Origin of the sequence: Streptomyces sp. DvalAA-14, from assembly GCF_900091855.1 — a bacterium.
In the GTDB taxonomy this organism is placed as follows: domain Bacteria; phylum Actinomycetota; class Actinomycetes; order Streptomycetales; family Streptomycetaceae; genus Actinacidiphila.
In genome coordinates this window covers 34,653-53,755 of record NZ_FMCH01000431.1, presented here as the reverse complement: position 1 = coordinate 53,755, position 19,103 = coordinate 34,653, and the positions used below count along the sequence as shown (strand labels likewise).

Sequence of the window (19,103 nt, the reverse complement as noted above, 5' to 3'; positions counted from 1 at the left end):
TCCTCGCCGACCACTACTGCGCGCCGTCCGGCTCTCCGCCCCCGGCCCCGTCGGACGAACCTGCGGCTGACCACGCTCCCGCTCCCACCCGACCGGGACGGCTGGGTGCGCATCCGCGTCGAGGCGTTCGGCCTCAACCGCTCGGAGCTGAAGCTCCGGCTGGGTCTGGGCGTGGGCGTCAGCTTCCCCGGGTGCCGGGCATCGAGGCCGCCGGCACGGTCGACGCGGCCCCGGCCGGCAGCGGACTGCTTCCCGGGCAGAAGGTCGTCGCGATGATGGGCGACATGGGCCGCACCTACGACGGCGGCTACGCGGAATACACCTCGGTGCCGCTGTCCCAGGTCATCCCCGTCGACACCGACCTGCCCTGGGAAGTGCTGGGCGCCCTGCCGGAGATGGTGCAGACCGCCTACGGCTCGCTCACGGTGGGGCTGGACCTCCAGTCCGGCCAGTCCGTGCTGATCCGCGGCGGCACCTCCTCGGTGGGCCTGGCCGCCGCCGCGCTGGCCGCATGGCGCGGCGCCACGGTGCTGTCCACCACCCGGCGGGCCGACCGCCTCGCCGCGCTGAAGGAGCACGGGGTCGACCACCCCCTGCTCGACACCGGCGAGATCGCCTCCGCGGTGCGCGAGGTGTACCCGGACGGCGTCGACGCCGCTCTCGATCTGGTCGGCACCCCGACCCTGCCCGACACCTTGCGCGCGGTACGCGTCCACGGCACGGCCTGCTTCGGCGGCAGTCTTTCCAACCAGTGGACGGTGCCGGACTTCTCCCCGAACGAGTACCTGCCGAGGGGCGTTCGCCTGGCGGGCTACTTCGGCGACGCCGCCGACCTGCCGCGCGAAGCCTTCCAGGAGATCCTCGACGCGGTCGCCGCCGGCCAGTTGGCCTTTCCCGTCGACCGCGTCTACGAGGGCCTGGAGCAGGTGCCGCGGGCCCACGACGACATGGAGCACGACCGCGCCACCGGCAAACTCGTCGTCCGGGTCCGGCGCCGGCCCGAGTCGGACGGGATCCCGCTGTTGCCCGCCGCGGTTGTTCCGTCCTAAGCGCCGCCCGCCGCGCGGTCAGCGGGGTGCGAACACCGCGCGCGCGAAAGGCATGTACGGCCTCGCGGTCACCTTGCCACGACGTCGAACCTGGGAACGTTCCAGCCGGAGACGCTGACCACCGCGGTGGCGCCCTGCAGATCGGCCGAGCTGTAGCTCGCGGTGAGTGTCTCGGATTCGCCGGGCCACAAGGTGGTGTCGTTGTCGCTCCACACCGACGACTGGACTTCGTTGTCCCCGGACAGTTCCGCTCCGGAGGCGGTGCCGCGGCGCAGGTCGGCCCGGAGGAAGAAGCCCACCGTGGGCTTCGACGAGGTGTTGGTGACGGTGACGGCGACCTGCTTGTCCGCGCCGGCCGGGCCGGCGTTGGAGCTGACGGCCGCGGTGGCGCTCAATGTCGCGGTGGGCAGGTTCTTCAGGGCGGTCAGGTTGCCGTACTGCGTCATCGTCGCCTGCGGCTCGCCGATGGTGGAGTTCCAGTTGGTCTTGTCCGGGGTGGTGGGCAGCCAGTAGACGTTGCGGTCGACGACCGCGCCGTTCTGCTTGACCAGGAGTTCGACGAAGTACACCGTGTTGGCGGCCGTCGGGACGACCGGTGTCAGGACCGCGTTCCTGACCTGCTGCGAGGCGAGCGACAGGCTCGACGAGGTGCGGTCGTCGAGCAGAGCGCCGGCCGTGCTGTAGACCTTGGACTCGACGCTCACGCCGGACTGGGTGGCGGGACCGATGTTGTCGAGCGTGACCGTGCCGGTGTCGAGTGTGTAGAGCGCGTGCAGCGGGCGGTTGGCCTTCTGGACGCCGAAGAACGAACCGGCCTGGTCGCCGTCGTTGTTGTAGAGCGACCAGAGCAGCGAGGGCCAGCCCTTGTTGAGCTGCCAGTAGATCGTGCCGGTGGAGGGGGCCGAGGCGTTGGCGGAGTGTGCGATGAACGCCTCGAACTGGGCGCGTGTGCTCTCGTAGTTCTGGACCTGGGCCTCCTGGACGTACTGGTTGAGGCCGGACCAGGGGCCGTAGCGCTTGGTGATCGCGGTGTCGAGGTTGTAGAGGGTGCCGAAGGAGTAGTCGGTGTGGCCGGTGCCCTCGTAGTTGGTGTGGTACTGGTTGGCGCCCGGTGTCTGCCACAGGGCGGACAGGTCGGAGGCGGACAGGAAGCGGTTGAGGGAGTCCGCGGTGGGCACCGAGTCGCCCGATCCCTCCTCGCTGTCGAAGCCCCAGGCCCCGCCGGAGTTGGTCTGGTCGTCGCCGCTGCTGTGCGTGGTGTCGTACCAGTAGTTCGGGGGAACCCAGTCGTACGGACCCTCCTTCTCTCCCGAAGCGCCGAGTTGGGGGCTGCTCTTGTACTCGGCGGAGGAGATGAAGGGGCCGGGGTAGTCGGCGGCGGCGAAGCCGCCGAGCGCCAGGGTCTCCTGGGTGCTGGTCGGCTGGTTGTCGGACCACTGGAAGCTGAAGACGGACGGGTGCGAGCGCAGGGTCTCGCCGACGGTCTGCGCGGTCAGTTGGTAGTCGGCCTGCTGGGCGCTGGTGTAGCTGCTCTTCTCCCAGAAGTCGCAGCACTGGTAGCCCGCGTTGACGAGGATGCCCGCCGCGTCCATCTGCTGGTACCAGTCCGCCGGCATCAAGTGCCCCTCCAGCCGGACCATGTTGAGGCCCATCGACTTGAGCAGGCCGATCTGCCGGGCGGTGTCCGCCGGGTCGTAGCGCAGGAACAGGTCCGGGTCCCAGCCTCCGCCGCGCATGACCAACGGCACATTGTTGATTTTGAACGCGCGGACGCCGTCGGGTGCGAGGGAGGAGGCGCCGGTGAGGTAGGAGGTGACGGTCCGGATGCCGAAGGTGGCGCTGGTGGAGTCGAGGACGGTGCCGCCCTGGGCGACCGAGGTGGCGAGCGTGTAGAGCGGCTGCGCGCCCAGCTGATAGGGCCACCACAGCCGGGGGTCGGCAATCGTCAGCGCGGGATACGCGGCGGGCGTGAAGCTCACCGTGCTGGTGGTGTTCGCCGGGACCGTGACGGTCTGGCTGACCGTGACGGGGGCGCCGTTGTCCGGCGGGGTGACGGTGGCGGAGACCGTGCCGGTCTGCGCGGACGCCGAGGTGTTGGTGACGTCCGTCTTGACCGTCAGAGCCGAACTGCTCAGATTCGCTGCCGTGTTGGGGACGACATGCGCGTTGCCGCCGATCAGCGGGCCTCCGGTGCGCAGCTGGACCGGGAACTGGATGCCGGTGTTGTTGTCCGGCGGGATCTGGCTCCAGTCGATGTTGTCCAGCGCGAGCATGGCCGAGGGGTTGTTCGGGTGCATCTCGATCGCCAGCGAGTTGGCGCCCTGCTTGAGCAGGCCCGTGATGTCGAAGGCGCGACGGGCGTAAGCGCCGGTGACGGTGGCCGCGGTGGCCACTTCGGTGCCGTTGACCCATACGTCGGCGGTGCCGATGACCCCGTTGAGGATCAGCTGGGCGCTCTGCCCGCCGGGCGGCGCGGTGAAGTCCGTGCGGTACCACCAGGGCGCCGAGAACTGGGTGATGGTCTCCGCGCCGACCTTGGTCATCTGGCCGAAGCAGGACTTCATGTTCGCCGAGAAGAACACGTTGGGACAACTGCCGTTGCGCAGCAGGGCATTGATCTCGGTGCCGGGGGCGCCGCCGGGATCGTTGGGCACCGAGAGCCAGCCGGCGGTGGAGAATCCGGCCTTGGAGATCTGGCTGCCGCCCTGCGTCGCGGTCGCGCTGGTCAGCACCTTCCAGCCGTTCGCCGCGCCGAGATCCGCCAGCGCGGTGGAGCCGGTCGGCGGATCGGCGGCGGGTGCGGCGGCGGGTGCGGCGACGGCGGCCGGAACCGCCGCGGGCTGCGGCTGCCGGACGGCGGCGCTGCTGGGCAGCGCGGTGAGCGCCGCGGTGAGACCCAACGCGGCCGCCGTGATCAGGATTTTCCCTCGGAACACCATGTCGACTCCTCGGTGTGCGATTCCGCCTGCTGAGGCTGGGCCGAACGGCGAGCGGTGGTGGCGCGGCCTGGGCTTCCGGTGGGCGCGGGAAGCGTCCAATAGTTAGGAAACCTTCTTTACCAGCGACTGCGCTACAGCGTCCTTGGGCCCGTGTGCGGAGTCAAGACGCCGACCGAGAATCCGCCCGGGAAACCACGCGGGAAGGGGCACATTCGGCCTCGCCCGACGCCGCCCAACGGCTCCGCCGGCCAACGCTTCTGAGCGGATCAACCTCGGCACGGCACGGCGTACGGACCGACAACCGGACGAAACGTCCAGGCCATGATGCCGGCGCCGGCGGAACCGGCCCGGAACCCGGCCACCGGTTCTGGCTCAATTTCTGTGGCCGGGGGCGCGCACCGGCAGCCGGTGCCGCCGCGGGCGTCGTGCGCCGCCCGCGCGGCACGGGTGCGACGACGTCGCGGCCGGATCGCCGGGTCAGGACGCCCGGTAGGTTCCGCTGCCGGACGACGTGCGGGCGAACCACGTCCGCGCCTCGTCCGCGGACAGGACGCGGGTCAGCTCGGCCGTGCCCGGGAGCAGCGGGAAGAACCGGTCGGCGTTCCAACTGCGCCGGTACATCGGCTGGTCGAGCACCAGCAGGCGGCGGCCCTCCACCACGGGTATGTCGTCGGGCAGCCCCTCGTTCCAGATCTGCTCGCCGTCCGGGGCGACGAGTGCGAAGGGGCCGGTCGCCACGACCTCGGTGCGTCCCCGCGCGGGCTCGGGGTCGGTGGCCAGGCGGACGCTCTCCGCGGACGGCGCGGTGCCGGGGAGGTGGCCGCCGCCGATGAGGACGTGGGCCAGCAGCGTGTGCAACTGGAAGTTGTCCCCGATGCCGCCTATCCGCACCTCGAACCCGGTCCCGGTGGGCCGGTGCAGCACCACCAGCGGCTCGTCGTCCAGCACCGCCAGCGCGTAGGCCAGGCACTTGAGGTCGTGCCGCTTCAGGGCCGCGAGCTCGCGGCAGGCTGGGAGGATCGCCGAGGAGTGCCGGCGGCGCGTCGCGGCGCTGCGGCACAGCACGGCCAGCGCGGGCGGCTGCCACTGCTCGACCGAGCACCAGGCCAGCGCCAACCGCGTGGCCTCGTACGCGTCGCCGCCCAGGCGGGCCCGCAGCGCGTCGTCGATGATCTTCTCGTCCGGCTCGGGCAGTTCGTCCGCGGCGCCGCCGGCGGCGGTCCAGCGGCGGGCGAACTCCCTGGCGTCGAGCAGGTCGCGGCGGACGCCGCCGAGGATCGGCTCCGCGCAGGCCGCCGGATCGGCCCCGCGCTCGACGCAGAAGCCGGCCGCCATCGCCAGCACCGGACGGGGACCGGTCGGCGGGAAGGCGGGGATCAGCATGGCCAACCGGGGCCCCGCCAGGACCCGTTCGGCGTCCGACGCCGACCGCACACCGTTCATCACAGCGGTGAAGGCCTGCCCGGTGCGGTCGCCGTCGCGACCAGCGACGGCCTGCTCGAGCTCGGACACGGCGCCAGCGAGGCCCGAGGCCTCCCGCTTCCTCTTGAAGATCACCGCCACACCCTAGACCCACGGCGGTCCGGCGTCACGGCGTGCGGCCCTACGGGCCGTGGCCCGGACCGGAGTTGACGTGCATCGGAGTTGACCCGCACCTGCGGGCCCCAAGAGGGGGATCGCTTCACCGTCTTCACCACCGCGGCAACCGCCGGCCCACGGGCGATCAGCACCTCACGGCTCGGTGACGGCCTGGTGGGCAGCGCCTACCGGGCCGTATGCCTGGTCCGTCACCGGCGGATCCCTGCCCGCGGGGCTCGTCCTGGACGGGGCGACCGGCGTGATCTCGGGCACGCCGGTCGCCGGCGGCGTCTCCCACTTCGGCCTCGGGCTCCGCGACCGGTCGCCGCCGACGGCCGGGACGGTCACCGGGGCGTTCGCCAGCACCGTCGACCAGTACAAGAAGAAGGCGTTCTGAGCTGAGCCCGGTACGCGCGACGCCGGGTGGGGAAAGCCGATCCGGGTTCCCCCACCCGGCCGGCGCAGGGCGGAGGCGAGCCGGAGGGCCCTTGGGCCGTGCGACCCCGTGTGAAGGCGGTCAGACAGTCGTACGACAATACTTCGCATGATCACCAGGCGGCTTCCTCGCCCGTCCGTGTCCGGACCGCTGCTGCCGGCAGACCCGTCGGCGCCGGCCCCCGGAGCCCGGCGGTCCTTCGCCCTCCTCGTCACGGATGTACTGGCGCCGGCTCCCGTGCTCGTCGTGCTGCTGCTCGTCGTGGGCTGGCACAGCGGCCGGGTCGCCGGGGTCGCCTGGGCGGTGGCCGCCGCGACCGTGTCCGTCGGGATTCCGCTGGCGGTGGTCATCGGCGGAGTGCGTGCCGGGCGCTTCACCGACATCCACGTCCGGGTACGCCGGCAGCGGGCGCTCCCCCTGGCGGTGGCCATAGCTTGCGCGGTGCTCTGCGTCGTCCTGCTCGGGCCGCTCGGAGCGCCGCGCGAACTCGTCGTCCTGGTCGCCACCATCATGGCCGGCCTGGCCACCGGAGCGGCCATCACCGTCTGGTGGAAGGTGTCGGGGCACACGGCGGTGACCGGCGCGGCCACCGTGATCCTGGTGGCCGACTACGGGCCCCGGCTGCTCCTGGTGCTGGTCCCGGCCTGCCTGGTCGTCTGGTCCCGGATCGTTCTGCGCGACCACACGCCCGCGCAGACCGTGGTCGGCTTCCTGGTCGGCGCGGCCGTGTCCTGCGTGCTGTTCGTCCCGCTGCACCACTGACCACCGGTCCGTCGGACCCGGTGGCGGTTCCTGGGGCGGAGACGGCGGGCTACGGGCCGACCGAGGTCAGATGCGCCAGGCGCGGATGCGGTCGGCGGCGTCGAACAGGCCGGCCTTGCCGGACCGGAGGTCACGGACGAGATCCACCAGGGCCCCGTACGGCGGGTCCACGCCCTCGCCGGAGGCATGCATGTAGGCGGCTGCGACCTGGCAGGCGTACAGCGAGTTGCGGTACGGCAGGGGCTCCAGGCGGACCAGGGTGTGCAGCAGGGCGGCCGCCCGCCAGGCCGCGTCCGGGGTGGCGGTGTCGTGCCGGGGAATCTTCGTCTTGTGCCGGGCGACGGCCGCGACCAGCGCGGAGTAGTCGGCCACCGACACGTCCTCGGGCAGTGCCTGCTCCTGGACGTCCAGCAGCCAGGCCACGTCGATGGAGAGCACCGAGGCCATCAGGCGGCTTCGGTCCCGCGCGCGGCGGCCGGCGGGACCTCGTCCGGGAACGCCTCGTCGAACTCGCCGCGGCGCTGCTCGCCGAAGCCCGCCGCGTAGCGGACGAAGACGGCCCGCTGGCGCTCGCGCAGCGGCAGGTCGTGGACGTACTGCTTCAGGCTCTTGCCCTCGGCGGTGGCCGCGGCCCGGACCGCCTCGAGTTCGTCGTCGGTGAAGGTGATGTTCAAAGCTGGCATACCTCGGATGGTACCGGACAGGTACCATCGGTCGGCACCCGGCCGCGGAACCGACGCCACCGCCGGCGCGGCCCTGGCGGCTACTCGAAGCGGGCCGGGTCGCCGGCCCCGTATCGGACGATCTCGGTGCCGCCCCCGGAGAAGTCGACGACGGTGGTGGGTTCGGTGCCGCAGTCACCGGAGTCGACCACCGCGTCGACCACGTGGTCGAGCCGTTCCTTGATCTCCCAGCCCTGCGTCATCGGCTCCCCCTCGTCGGGCAGCAACAGGGTGCTGGAGACGAGGGGTTCGCCGAGTTCGGCGAGCAGCGCCTGCGTCACCACGTGGTCCGGGATGCGGACGCCCACGGTTTTCTGCCGGGGATGCAGCAGTTGACGCGGCACTTCCTTCGTCCCCGGCAGGATGAAGGTGTACCGGCCCGGCGTCGCGGCCTTGATCGCCCGGAACACATCGTTGTCGATCTGTACGAACTGCCCGAGCTGGGAGAAGTTCTGGCACACCAGGGTGAAGTGGTGGCGGTCGTCGAGGTTCCGGATCGACCGGATGCGGCCGATGCCGTCACGGTTGCCCAGCCGGCATCCCAGGGCGTAACAGGAGTCCGTCGGATACGCGACAAGTCCGCCGGACCGGATGGTGTCGGCCACGGCGCTGATGATCCGCGGCTGGGGATTTTCGGGATGCACGTCGAAGTATCGGGCCATCGGCCAAGCCTAAGGGGCTGCGTCGACGCGGTGGACGACGGGCACCGCGGTGATCACGCGGACGGCGGAAGGGTCCCGGCGGGCGGTCTTGTGCCAGCGGCCGTGGCTCTCTGCGGTCGGATCACCACCCAGGGCGATCAATACACAGCAGAGCGGTGCCGCCGTGAGGGGCCACAACGCCCCGGCTTGTCCTGGATTGCGAGGCGGGGTTAGCTGGAATGGCGGCGTTGGTCCGTCGCATTCGGCAGGTCGACCGCAGGAACCGGCACGGAGGTGGGAGCAGCATGAAGGCAGTCGTCTACGAGGAGCCGTACACCGTCAAGATCGAGGACGTCGCGGATCCTCGCATCGAGCACCCGAACGACGTGCTGGTCCGTGTCACATCCACCGCGATCTGCGGCTCGGACCTGCATATGTACGAGGGCCGCACGGCCGCCGAGGCCGGCATCGTCTTCGGGCACGAGAACCTGGGCGTGATCGAGGAGGTCGGCTCCGGCGTGACCTCGCTGAAGATCGGCGACCGCGTCGTGATGCCGTTCAACGTGGCGTGCGGCTTCTGCAAGAACTGCCTGGCCGGGGACACGGCCTTCTGCCTGACGGTGAATCCCGGCTTTGCCGGCGGCGCCTACGGATATGTGGCGATGGGCCCGTACACCGGCGGCCAGGCGGAAATGCTGCGGGTCCCGTACGCCGACTTCAACTGCCTGAAGCTGCCGGAGGGCGACGCGTTCGAGAGCGACTTCGTCCTGCTCGCCGACATCTTCCCGACCGGTTACCACGGGTGCGAGCTGGCCGAGGTCTCGCCCGGCGAGACCGTCGCGGTGTACGGGGCGGGACCGGTCGGGCTGATGGGCGCTTACTCCGCCCTGCTGCGGGGCGCCGCCAAGGTGTTCGTGGTGGACCGGGTGCCGGAGCGGCTGGCCAAGGCGGAGGAGATCGGTGCGATTCCGATCGACTTCACCGCGGGCGACGCGGCGGAGCAGATCCGCGAGCAGACCAACGGCGACGGCACCGACAAGGGCATCGACGCGGTCGGCTATCAGGCACGTTCGCACGACCTCGGCCACGAGGAGCCGGCGACGGTGCTCAACGCCCTGGTGGAGACGGTCCGGGCCACCGGCCGGCTCGGCGTCCCCGGCCTGTACGTGCCGTCCGACCCGGGCGCCCCCAACGAGAACGCGCGGCACGGCCAACTGCTCGTCTCCATCGGCAAGCTGTTCGAAAAGGGGCAGCGGGTGGGAACGGGGCAGGCCAACGTCAAGAAGTACAACCGCCAGCTGCGGGACCTGATCATCGCCGGGCGGGCCAAGCCGAGCTTCGTGGTCTCCCACGAACTCCCCCTGGACCAGGCGCCGATGGCGTACCAGAAGTTCGACAAGCGGATCGACGGCTACACCAAGGTGGTGCTGCACCCGCAGCTGGCGGCCTGACCGTCGCGCCCCGGCCGCAGCGGTGCCTCGACGGCGCCGCGGACCTGCGGCCCGACCGATTCCGCGCCCCGGCCGTCCGCACGGCCGGGGCGCACCGCTCGGCACGTCCAGCCCCTGCGGACACCGGGCGCGGACATTCCCGCACAGGCAAGGGCCCGCAGGGGGTCTCAGGTGGCGGCGCGGTGGGAATGCCCTCCCGTCGTCGGTGTCCGGGCGTCGTCGGGGATCTGCGACACATGGGCGCTGACGATGCGCCAGCCGGCCGGGAACCGGACCCAGGCCTGGGTCTGGCGGCCGGTGGCCGCGGCGCCCGGGTAGGCGAACAGCGTGGTGACGACGGCGAATTCGGTTCCGAACGTGCTGATGACGGTCTCGTGGAGTGTACGGCCGGCAGGGAGCGGGGGCTGTTGCCACCGCCAGCTGCGGATCTCCGCCGCGCCGGTCTGATGGTCGGCGACGCCGAAGCGGACGGTGCCGGGGGAATCCCAGAAGTAGCCGGCTATGGCGACGCGGTCGTCCGCGACCAGCGCTTCCTCGTAGCCCGCGAAGGCCGCCGTCACTTCGGCGACCGTCTGCGGCAGGTCCACATCCATCCGCTGTGTGCCTTTCGGTTCGTCGTGGCGGGGCGGGCTCAGTCGGTCGGGGCCGGAGCGCCGGTGTGCCCGGCCGCTTCGCCGGGCCCGGCGGCTTCGTCCGTCCCGGTGGTGATGCCCGCCAGGGCTGGTTCCGGGGCCGGTTCCGGGGCCGGTTGCGGGGCCGGGAGGTCGGCGTCGCCACCGTGCCGGCGGTCGAGTTCCCGTTCGTCCGCGTCCGGGACGCGGGCCGGCGGGTGCGTCAGGGCCAGGGCGCCGCACAGTACGGCGGCGAACAGGTAGCCGAGGGCCACGCCGCCGTTCTCGTCCCAGCCGACCTTCGGGGCGTGGATCAGCCCGACGAAGGCGAGCACCGAGCCCACCAGGGCCACCGCCGCCGCGGGCACGAACCGTTTGTCGATGACGAAGGCGACGAGCGCGCCCAGTATCAGGCCCGCCAGGATCGCGCCCTCACCGAGCACCGTCAAGCCGTGATAGACGACGCCCGACGACTCGAGATTGGCCTCGCCGACCTTCGCCGCGGTGGTCCCGGCCGCCGCGAGGGCGTCGTCCATCTGCCCGACGGCCCAGGAGGCGATGTTCGGCACCAGCGCGGCGACCACGGCGGCGGCGTGCGCCCTGGGCGAGAACTGGAAGGCCTGGGCGCCGATGAGCAGGCCGATGTAGAGCAGGATCGGCACGATCGCGGCGACCGGGAGGATCGCGGCCAGCAGGCCGAACATGCCCAGGAAGCACATCAGGGCGATGACCGCGCCGGTGGCGAGCGAGTAGCCGGTGCGTCCGCCGGCCTTCTTCCATCCCGGATGGCCGACGTACACCGCCGGGGGGAAGGGGGAGCCGAGCGCGGAGCCGATGACGGCGCCCGCGCCGTCGGCCAGCAGGACCGAGCGCAGGTTGTAGGAGTCACCGGCGGCCGCGGCGCTCTCGACGTTGGTCATGCCCTCGGTGAAGTTGTAGACGCCCAGCGGGATGGCGGTGGCCAGCAGCGGTGAGACACCGGACAGACCGGAGAACAGGGTGCCCAGATGGAGGGTCGGCAGCGCGAGGGTGATGTCGCCCGCCGCGGAGGAGACCGCCGACCCGGACATCGCCCCGCCGGCCCAGCCGATCGCGGTGCCCACCAGCAGGGCGGCGAGCCCGATCGGGATGTTCCCGGGCAGCTTGATGTCGGTCATCAGGCCGATGAGCAGGAGCAGGAAGACCGGCAGGGCGATCCACAGCTTGTCCCACATCTGGCCGGCCGGCCGCATGGAGATGAAGGAGATGGAGATGCCGGCGAGGGTGCCCAGCAGGGCGGCGCGGGGCGCGTAGCGGCGGATCCAGGGGCCGATGAAGGCCCCGATGAGCACGATGACGCCGATGATGAACGCCCACGCGACGCCGGCCTTCCACGCCAGCAGCGGATCCTTGGTCTTCAGGTAGACCGGCAGCATGATGACGAAGACGACGATGAACATGTGCGGCACGCTGGGGCCGTAGGGCATCGCGGTGACGTCCGGCCGCCCCTCCCGCACGGCGAGTCTGCGGCCGAGGTAGGCGTAGTAGAGATTGCCGACGATCAGGGCGATCCCGAGGGCCGGCAGGATCGTGTGGAAGACGTCGTGGCCCGGAATCTTGAGGACACCCAGGCACAGCCCGGTCAGGGTCAGCACATTGACCAGGACGTTGACGCCGAGTCCGAAGAAGGCGTTGGTGTCGCCCCGTACCCACAGCGGGAGGGGCATGGGTCTGTTCTCAGCGGCGGTCACACGGCGGAACGGAGGCACGGCGGGATCACCCTTCGTCGGGGCGGGGCGGGGCGGGGCGGGGCGGGGCGGGGCGGTGGACGGCGCTCGGTGCGGCATGGCCACCGCTCACCGGGAGCTGTCGACTGCTGGTTGCTCTGCGCTGTGTGCTGTGTGCTCTTTGCCCGGGGGCGGGATGCGGCCCGGCGGTTACCGCGGCGGCCGGGCGGCCGATTCCGCCGTGGCGGCTTGAGCGGGTGCCGCGGTGGTCAACGCGTCGAGAAAAGCCGCCGAATCGGCCGTCCAGCCGAAGATGCCCCCCCTGCGCTCTGATCATTTCCAGGCCGGTCCGGTGGAATTGAGGGAAATACGAGCCGACGCAGTCCGAGAGCACCAGGCACTCGTAACCGCGGTCGTTCGCCTCACGAACGGTGGTGTGCACGCAAACCTCGGTGGTGACACCGGTGACCACCAGACGGCGAATGCCGCGGGCGGCGAGCAGATCGCCGAAACCGGTGGCGTAGAAGGCGCCCTTGCCCGGCTTGTCGATGACCGCTTCGCCCGCTGCCGGGTAGAGCTCCTCGATGATGTCGTGGCCCTCCTCACCGCGGACCAGAACGCGGCCTCGCGGGCCCGGGTCGCCGATGCGCAGGGTGGGGCTGCCGCGCAGCAGCTTGCTCGGGGGGCAGTCGGACAGATCCGGCAGGTGTCCCTCACGGGTGTGCACGACCATCATGCCCGCGGCGCGGCAGGCCGCGAGCACCACCCGCAACGGAGCGATGGTCCGGCGCAGTTCGCCCACGTCGTTGCCGAGGCTCTCGCCGAACCCGCCGGGTTCCAGGAAGTCCCGCTGCATGTCGATGACGACCAGGGCGGTGGTGGTGGGGTCGAAGGAGAACGGGTACGGGGCGGCGTCGGCTGTGAGCGGGTGCGGGGCTTCCATCGCGGATCCTGCCTTCGTCCAGCGGGTCATGGAGTGACGCCGGCGGTCCGGGCGGGGCCGGACGCGTGCACGGGAGGGGCTACGCAAGCGCCGGCGCGGTGGCGGCGATCACGTCGTCCGAGGTGGCGACGCAGCCGAAGACGCCGCCCTGCATGGTCACCATGTGGAGCGCGGCCTCGTGGTTCGACGGGTCGGTCGCCCCGGTGCAGTCGGACAGGATCAGGCACTCGTAGCCGCGGTCGTTGGCCTCCCGCATGGTGGTGTGGACGCATACGTCGGTGGTGATGCCGGTGAGGATCAGGTGGGTGATGCCCCGCGTGCGCAGGACGAGGTCGAGCCGGGTGGCGTAGAAGGCCCCCTTGCCCGGCTTGTCCACGACCACCTCGCCGGCCACCGGGGCGACCTCGGGGACGATCTCCCAGCCGGGCTCGCCGCGGACCAGGATCCGGCCGCGCGGACCGTCCCCGCCGATCTCCGCGCCGATCCGCGCCGATCGCCAGCGCTTGTTGGCCGGCAGGTCCGACAGGTCCGCGGTGTGGCCCTCCCGGGTGTGGACGACGAGCATGCCGACGGCGCGGGCGTGCGCCAGCAGTTTCTGGGTCGCGGGCAGCCCGGCGCGGGTCAGTGAGATGTCGTAACCCATGGAGTCCACATATCCGCCGGGGCCGCAGAAGTCCGTCTGCCAGTCGATACAGAGCAGGGCGAGGCGGTTGGTCGGCACGGACAGGTCATAGGGCCATGCATAGGGCTTCGCGGTGACCGGGCCGACGAGAATTTCGGGATCACGCCGTATTTCGCGCACGGTGTTGTCCATTGACCCCCCAAGGATGGTGAAGCGGGGTATGCGAAGGTGCCGCACATCCACCGGGTCATTTCGGTAGTGCTCATTATGGGAGATCAGGTTTCGGCCGAGCGGTTGGCGCGTTACACGGATATGAAGCGGTCGGCGACTCTTCCCGACCGGCGGCGTCCGGTCGGGCGCGGTGGCCGCGGCGCGACGTGACGACGTGTCAGTTCGAGGATCCGCCGGTCGGTTCGTCTGCCGGCGCGACCGTTCGGCGGTGGGCGCGTGGCCTTCGTGCGGGCGCCCGGCGCGCGGATTCGCGCGCGCCCCTGCTCTGCCTCATCCGGGAGGTTTGCACCGCCGGTGCCTGAAGCGCCCCCTTTCACGCCATACCGGGCCGCAGCCCTCGCTGATTGGCTTGCTCCTGCGGTCGGTCGGCCTGATCAGGGGTGACCGCGCCGCGCACCTGTGTGTCAATCCGCCAGGAGAAAATGTGTCCACACCGGAAGGCGCCACCGGTCCCGTCCTCGACGATCCGGTGCCCGAGGCCGCCGCCGGCGAACAGCGCACCAGTCTCGGCACCTCGGCGGCGCGTCAGCTCGCCACCACCACCAAGTCCGAGCCGCAGATGCGGGCCATCAGCTCGCGCTGGCTGCTGCGGGCGCTGCCGTGGGTGGAGGTCAGGAGCGGCACCTACCGGGTCAACCGGCGCGTTCGGCTGCGCGTCGGCGCGGGCCGGGTGCAGTTCGAGCACAACGGCGCCGACGACATCGAGGTCATCCCCGAGACACTCACCGAACTGCCTGTCCTGCGCGGCTGGTCCGACACCGGCGTCCTGCGGGAGATCGCCGGCCGGTTCCGGCTGCGGCAGGTACGGCCCGGCCAGGTCGTGGCCGAGGCGGGGCAGCCGGTCACCGAGATGTACCTGGTGGTGCACGGCCGGTTCGTCCGGTACGCGGCCGGCGACTACGGCGAGCAGACCCATCTCGGGGTGGTCACCGCCGGCGAGCAGGTGGGGGACGAGGCCGTCGGCCGGTCCGACCCGCGGTGGCCGGCCTCGGTGCGGGCCGACACCGCGGGCGTGCTGCTGGCCCTGCCCTTGCGGGAGTTGGCCGACGTCACCGACCGGGTGCCGTCCCTGGCCGCCCATGTGGCCGGGTACGCCGAGCGGCAATCGCTGCCCGTGAACCGCGCGGGCGAGGCCGATGTCCCGGTGCGGGCCGGGCATGTGGGCGAGCCGGCGATCCCCGGCGGGTTCGTCGACTACGAACTGCGGCCGCGTGAATACGAGTTGTCACTCGCCCAGACCGTGCTGCGCGTCCACAGCCGGGTCGGCGACCTCTACAACGAGCCGATGGACCAGACCGGGCAGCAGCTCCGGCTGACAGTGGAGGCGATCCGCGAACGCCAGGAGTGGGAGCTGGTCAACAACCGGGAGTTCGGACTGCTGCACAACACCGACTACGACCAGCGCATCAGCACCCTGTCCGGGCCGCCCACACCGGACGACCTCGACGAGCTGCTGGGCATGCGCCGCGAGACCGGGCTCTTCATCGCGCACCCCAAGGCGATCGTCGCGTTCTTCCGCGAATGCAACCGGCGCCGACTGCTGCCCGGCACGGCGACCGTGAACGGGCACGAGGTCCCGGCCTGGCGCGGTGTCCCGCTGTTCCCCTGCGGGAAGATCCCGGTCAGCCGGCAGCACACCAGCAGCATCATCGCGCTGCGGACCGGCGAGGCGGACCAGGGAGTCGTCGGCCTGCACCAGACGGGCATCCCCGAGGAGCACCTGCCCGGTCTCAACGTGCGGCGCATGGGCGTCGACACCGCCGCGATCGTCAACTACCTCGTCACCGCCTACTACTCGCTGGCGATCCTGGTCCCCGACGCGGCCGGGATCTTGGAGAACGTCCAGATCGGCCGAACGGCCGAGTGACCGAGTGGAGTACGCAATGAGCGCTCCCCCGCACGCCGACACCACGCGCCGGCTGCCCGGGCCGCCGTCTTTCGCCCGCCCCCGGCGCGGTGGGGCGATCCCCGGGCTCAGGTACCGGCCTGTCGCCCCGGCCGACCCGAAGAAGGCCGAGCAGGTCGACCGGCGGCTGGAGACCTGGGCGCGGAGCCTGGACCTGTTCCCGCCGGCCTGGAAGGGAGACTTCTCGGGATTCCAGTTCGGCCGGGCCGTGGTGCTCCAGCACCCGGGCGCGGTCGACCTGGACCGCCTGACCGTCGCCGGCAAGCTGCTGCTGGCCGAGAACCTCGTCGACAGCTGCTACTGCGAGGAGGACGAGGGCCGCGGCGGATCGCACCGCGGGCTCGGCGGCCCGCTGATCCTGGCCCAGTCGGCGATCGACCCCTTCCACGGCACGCCGGAGCTGGAGGAGCGGTGGCGGCAGGGCATGCAGGCCGACGGCCCCCTGCGCTCCTACCACTCGGCCATGAAGGACTACGCCGCCTTCGCCACCCCCAGCCAGACCGGCCGCTTCGTGCACGACATCGCCCGCCTGCACCTGGGCTATCTCGCCGAGGCCGCCTGGGCCGAGACCCGGTACCGCCCCGAGGTGTGGGAGTACCTGGTCATGCGGCAGTTCAACAACTTCCGTCCCTGTCTGTCCATCGTCGACGCGGTGGACGGCTACGAGCTGCCCGAGGTGGTCTACGCCCGCCCCGAGATCCTGCGGATCACGGCACTGGCCTGCAACGCGACGACCATCGTCAACGACCTCTACTCCTTCACCCGGGAGCTGGCGAGCGACCCCACCCATCTCAACCTGCCGCAGGTCGTGGCCGCCAACGACCGGCGCGGGCTGAAGGCCGCCTATCTCAAGAGCGTCGAGATCCACAACGAGGTGATGCGCGCCTTCGAGGAGGAGGCCGCCACGGTGTCGGCGATCTCGCCGCTCGTGCAGCGCTACGCCCAGGGTCTGTCGGACTGGGTGGCCGGCAACCACGAGTGGCACGCGACCAACACCCACCGCTACCACCTGCCCAACTACTGGTGAACCCACCACCGCCAGGAAAGCCGCACGCCATCTCGACGTGCGGGGAACAGCATCAGCACCACGAGGAGACCCCGTTGGCCATGTCCCAGTCCGGCGCCACAGCATCGATTCCCGTCCAGTCCACGTACCAGACCCGCGTCGCGGACTACTGGAACGCCGAGAAGAACCCGGTCAACCTCGAGCTCGGGAAGATCGACGACCTCTACCACCACCACTACGGTGTCGGTGACGTCGAGTGGTCCGTGCTCGACGAAGCGGATCCCGCCCGGCGCCGGGAGCGGGTCACCGCGGAGCTGCACCGCCTGGAGCACGCCCAGGCCGAACTCCTCGCCTCCCACCTCGGGCCGCTCTCCCCCGCCGACCGGGTCTTCGACGCCGGCTGCGGACGCGGCGGCGGCAGCGTGGTGGCGAATCTGCGCTACGACTGCCACGCCGACGGGGTGACGATCTCCGCCAAGCAGGCGGAGTTCGCCAACGAGCAGGCCCGGGCCCGTGGTATCGACGGCAAGGTGCGCTATCACCACCGCAACATGCTGGACACCGGTTTCCCGACCGGCGCGTACGCGGCGTCCTGGAACAACGAGTCCAGCATGTACGTGGAACTGGACCTGCTGTTCGCCGAGCACTCCCGGCTGCTGCGCCGCGGCGGACGCTATGTGGTGATCACCGGCTGCTACAACGACACCTACGGCCAGGCCTCCCGCGAGGTGTCCCAGATCAACGCGCACTACATCTGCGACATCCACCCGCGCTCGGCGTACTTCCGGGCGATGGCCCGCCACCGGCTCGTCCCCGTCCACGTCCAGGACCTCACGGAGTCCACCATCCCCTACTGGGAGCTGCGCAAGAACGCGGAACACCTGGTCACGGGGATCGAGGACACGTTCTTGACGGCGTACCGGAACGGCAGCTTCCAGTACCTGCTGATCGCGGCCGACCGGGTCTGATCCCGGCCCCGGCGGGGCGAACCAGCCGCGGCTCCCGGCGCTTTCGCGGGGCCGCGGCTCCGCCCTGCGGTCAGCCGAGGGCGCGGGTGACGGTGCGGGCCAGGGCGCGGGCTGTCGACGCCGGGGCGGGGGCGGCGTCCGGGCCCTCGGCGTAGTAGCGCAGGAAGGCCTGTTGGAAGCAGGCTCCGATCAGCAGCGAGGCCGCGGCGTCGGGATCGGCCGCCGCGGCGACGCGGCCCAGGTCCTGCTCGGCGCGCAGATAGGCGGCGAACCGGCTGACCGCCTTGTCGGGCCCGCCGCCGTGCCTGCTCATCGACTCGCGGTGCGCGGCCATCCGCTGCGGATCCGCCAGCAGGGAGGCCAGCATGGGAAACGACCGCTGGTAGAAGTCGAGTGCGGCCCGGGCCATCTCGGCGAGGTTCGCCTCGATCTCGCCCTCGCCGGGCGCGACGTGCGGTTGCGAGGCGCCGGGCACCCGCTCCCGCAGGACGTGCAGCAGCAGGTCCTCCTTGTCGCTGAAGTGCCGGTAGAGCCCGGGCTCCGACAGGCCGGAGGCCTTGGCGATCTCCTTGGTCGTGGCATGGGCGACGCCCCGGGTCCGCAGGATCTGCTCAGCGGCGTCGAGGATCCGCTCCCGAGTGCTCACGGCATCTCCCTTTGACAAGTTAGTGAACGCTCGCACATCATAACGTGTGAGTGTTCACTAACCTGGAAGAGGTCGGACGATGCGGCTCACCATATTCGGCGCGACCGGTGCCACCGGCACGCAGCTCGTACGGCAGGCGCTCGAGGCGGGGCACGAGGTGACCGCCGTCGTCCGCGATCCGGCGCGGCTGACCGTGGCCGCCCACCAGGCCTTGCGGGTCGTCACGGCCGAGGTCACGGATCCGGCGGGCACGGCAACCGCCGTGCGGGGCGCCGACGCCGTGATCACCGCGATCGGGCCGCGCGGGAAGGGGCCGACGTCGGCCTCGACCGACGGCGCCCGCGGCATTGTCCGGGCCATGGGCGAGACCGGGAGCCAGCGGCTCGTGCTGACCAGCAGCAGCGCCCTGGCGGCCGACGCCGGGGACGGACCGTTCACCCGGTACGTCGTCAAGCCGGCCATCCTCCAGCCGCTGTTCAAGGACCGGTTGACGGACCTGCTGCGGGCGGAGGAGGCGGTCCGCGCCAGCGCTCTCGACTGGACGATCGTCCGGCCGCCGCAGCTCACCGACAACCCGGCCAAGGGCTCGTACCGCACCGCCACCGACACCAACGTCAAACGCGGCTACCGGATCACCCGGGCCGATCTGGCGGCCTGCGTGCTCGGCCTGCTCGACGACGGCGCGTCGATCCGCCGGCACATATCGGTCGCCAACTGACGGCCGCGGCGCGGCAGCCGGAGAAGCCGCCGCACCGCGCCGGAGCCGGTCGGGGTGGAAACCGGCCGGTCGGCCGGTCGCGACCGCGGCCTTGGTGATGACGGCGACGACCGCCGCCGGGCGGGCGATCGGCGACTCCGCCGGGTGGGACGCGCAGTGATCCCGTCG

17 protein-coding genes and 1 pseudogene are annotated in these 19,103 nt (G+C 71.4%); 8 read left to right on the top strand and 10 right to left on the bottom strand.

The window, feature by feature from the left end; genetic code table 11:
* The first annotated feature begins 16 nt into the window (after positions 1-16).
* Positions 17-1,049 (top strand): annotated as a pseudogene (locus GA0115240_RS23280) (zinc-binding dehydrogenase).
* Positions 1,050-1,117: 68 nt separating this feature from the next.
* Here GA0115240_RS23280 and GA0115240_RS23275 read toward each other — a convergent pair.
* Together GA0115240_RS23275 and GA0115240_RS23270 are read right to left on the bottom strand one after the other, a co-directional pair.
* Entirely contained in the window at positions 1,118-3,988 is a 2,871-nt protein-coding gene (locus GA0115240_RS23275) for a glycoside hydrolase family 2 protein (RefSeq protein ID WP_093739284.1), read from the bottom strand.
* 477 nt (positions 3,989-4,465) lie between these two features.
* Positions 4,466-5,500 carry a hypothetical protein gene (locus GA0115240_RS23270; protein WP_237555138.1) on the bottom strand — a complete coding sequence of 345 codons (1,035 nt, stop codon included), beginning with the start codon at positions 5,498-5,500 and terminating at the stop codon, positions 4,466-4,468.
* Between the two features lie 229 nt (positions 5,501-5,729).
* On the opposite strand from GA0115240_RS23270, the gene GA0115240_RS23265 reads away from it, so the two are divergent.
* Together GA0115240_RS23265 and GA0115240_RS23260 are read left to right on the top strand one after the other, a co-directional pair.
* Positions 5,730-5,963 carry an Ig domain-containing protein gene (locus GA0115240_RS23265; protein ID WP_202451659.1) on the top strand — a complete coding sequence of 78 codons (234 nt, stop codon included), beginning with the start codon at positions 5,730-5,732 and terminating at the stop codon, positions 5,961-5,963.
* A gap of 147 nt (positions 5,964-6,110) precedes the next feature.
* Complete coding sequence (locus GA0115240_RS23260) at positions 6,111-6,764, top strand: phosphatase PAP2 family protein (protein WP_093739278.1); 654 nt, start codon at positions 6,111-6,113, stop codon at positions 6,762-6,764.
* 66 nt (positions 6,765-6,830) lie between these two features.
* On the opposite strand, the gene GA0115240_RS23255 is transcribed toward GA0115240_RS23260, so the two are convergent.
* The 3 genes from GA0115240_RS23255 to GA0115240_RS23245 all read right to left on the bottom strand — a co-directional run bounded on the left by GA0115240_RS23255 (position 6,831) and on the right by GA0115240_RS23245 (position 8,148).
* Positions 6,831-7,211 carry a toxin Doc gene (locus GA0115240_RS23255; protein ID WP_093739276.1) on the bottom strand — a complete coding sequence of 127 codons (381 nt, stop codon included), beginning with the start codon at positions 7,209-7,211 and terminating at the stop codon, positions 6,831-6,833.
* Positions 7,211-7,447 (bottom strand): hypothetical protein, encoded by a 237-nt coding sequence (locus GA0115240_RS23250; RefSeq protein ID WP_093739274.1) that lies wholly within the window; start codon positions 7,445-7,447, stop codon positions 7,211-7,213. The genes GA0115240_RS23255 and GA0115240_RS23250 overlap by 1 nt, the downstream gene beginning before the upstream one ends.
* 80 nt (positions 7,448-7,527) lie before the next feature.
* Positions 7,528-8,148: an L-threonylcarbamoyladenylate synthase gene (locus GA0115240_RS23245; RefSeq protein ID WP_093739272.1), complete on the bottom strand. Its 621-nt coding sequence runs from the start codon at positions 8,146-8,148 to the stop codon at positions 7,528-7,530.
* Positions 8,149-8,432: 284 nt separating this feature from the next.
* On the opposite strand from GA0115240_RS23245, the gene GA0115240_RS23240 reads away from it, so the two are divergent.
* Entirely contained in the window at positions 8,433-9,578 is a 1,146-nt protein-coding gene (locus tag GA0115240_RS23240) for a glutathione-independent formaldehyde dehydrogenase (protein WP_093739270.1), read from the top strand.
* Between the two features lie 167 nt (positions 9,579-9,745).
* Here GA0115240_RS23240 and GA0115240_RS23235 read toward each other — a convergent pair whose 3' ends face one another.
* The 4 genes from GA0115240_RS23235 to GA0115240_RS23220 form a co-directional block, all read right to left on the bottom strand.
* Entirely contained in the window at positions 9,746-10,171 is a 426-nt protein-coding gene (locus GA0115240_RS23235; RefSeq protein WP_093739268.1) for an AtzH-like domain-containing protein, read from the bottom strand.
* Positions 10,172-10,209: 38 nt separating this feature from the next.
* Complete coding sequence (locus tag GA0115240_RS23230; protein ID WP_093739266.1) at positions 10,210-11,895, bottom strand: regulator; 1,686 nt, start codon at positions 11,893-11,895, stop codon at positions 10,210-10,212.
* Positions 11,896-11,944: 49 nt separating this feature from the next.
* On the bottom strand, positions 11,945-12,838 hold the full coding sequence (locus GA0115240_RS23225) for a cysteine hydrolase family protein (protein ID WP_237555137.1): 894 nt from the start codon (positions 12,836-12,838) through the stop codon (positions 11,945-11,947).
* A gap of 79 nt (positions 12,839-12,917) precedes the next feature.
* Positions 12,918-13,652 (bottom strand): biuret amidohydrolase, encoded by a 735-nt coding sequence (locus GA0115240_RS23220; RefSeq protein WP_093739264.1) that lies wholly within the window; start codon positions 13,650-13,652, stop codon positions 12,918-12,920.
* A 463-nt stretch (positions 13,653-14,115) separates the two neighbouring features.
* On the opposite strand from GA0115240_RS23220, the gene GA0115240_RS23215 reads away from it, so the two are divergent.
* The 3 genes from GA0115240_RS23215 to GA0115240_RS23205 all read left to right on the top strand — a co-directional run bounded on the left by GA0115240_RS23215 (position 14,116) and on the right by GA0115240_RS23205 (position 17,571).
* On the top strand, positions 14,116-15,558 hold the full coding sequence (locus GA0115240_RS23215; protein ID WP_093739262.1) for a family 2B encapsulin nanocompartment shell protein: 1,443 nt from the start codon (positions 14,116-14,118) through the stop codon (positions 15,556-15,558).
* 16 nt (positions 15,559-15,574) lie between these two features.
* Positions 15,575-16,624 carry a family 2 encapsulin nanocompartment cargo protein terpene cyclase gene (locus GA0115240_RS23210; protein ID WP_093739260.1) on the top strand — a complete coding sequence of 350 codons (1,050 nt, stop codon included), beginning with the start codon at positions 15,575-15,577 and terminating at the stop codon, positions 16,622-16,624.
* 80 nt (positions 16,625-16,704) lie between these two features.
* Positions 16,705-17,571 carry a geranyl diphosphate 2-C-methyltransferase gene (locus GA0115240_RS23205; RefSeq protein WP_093739258.1) on the top strand — a complete coding sequence of 289 codons (867 nt, stop codon included), beginning with the start codon at positions 16,705-16,707 and terminating at the stop codon, positions 17,569-17,571.
* Positions 17,572-17,641: 70 nt separating this feature from the next.
* Here the strand turns inward: GA0115240_RS23205 and GA0115240_RS23200 are convergent, their stop codons facing one another.
* A complete protein-coding gene (locus tag GA0115240_RS23200; protein WP_093739256.1) occupies positions 17,642-18,217 on the bottom strand; it encodes a TetR/AcrR family transcriptional regulator in 576 nt (191 codons plus the stop codon).
* A 79-nt stretch (positions 18,218-18,296) separates the two neighbouring features.
* On the opposite strand from GA0115240_RS23200, the gene GA0115240_RS23195 reads away from it, so the two are divergent.
* Complete coding sequence (locus GA0115240_RS23195; protein WP_093739254.1) at positions 18,297-18,935, top strand: NAD(P)-dependent oxidoreductase; 639 nt, start codon at positions 18,297-18,299, stop codon at positions 18,933-18,935.
* The last annotated feature ends 168 nt before the right edge of the window (positions 18,936-19,103 follow it).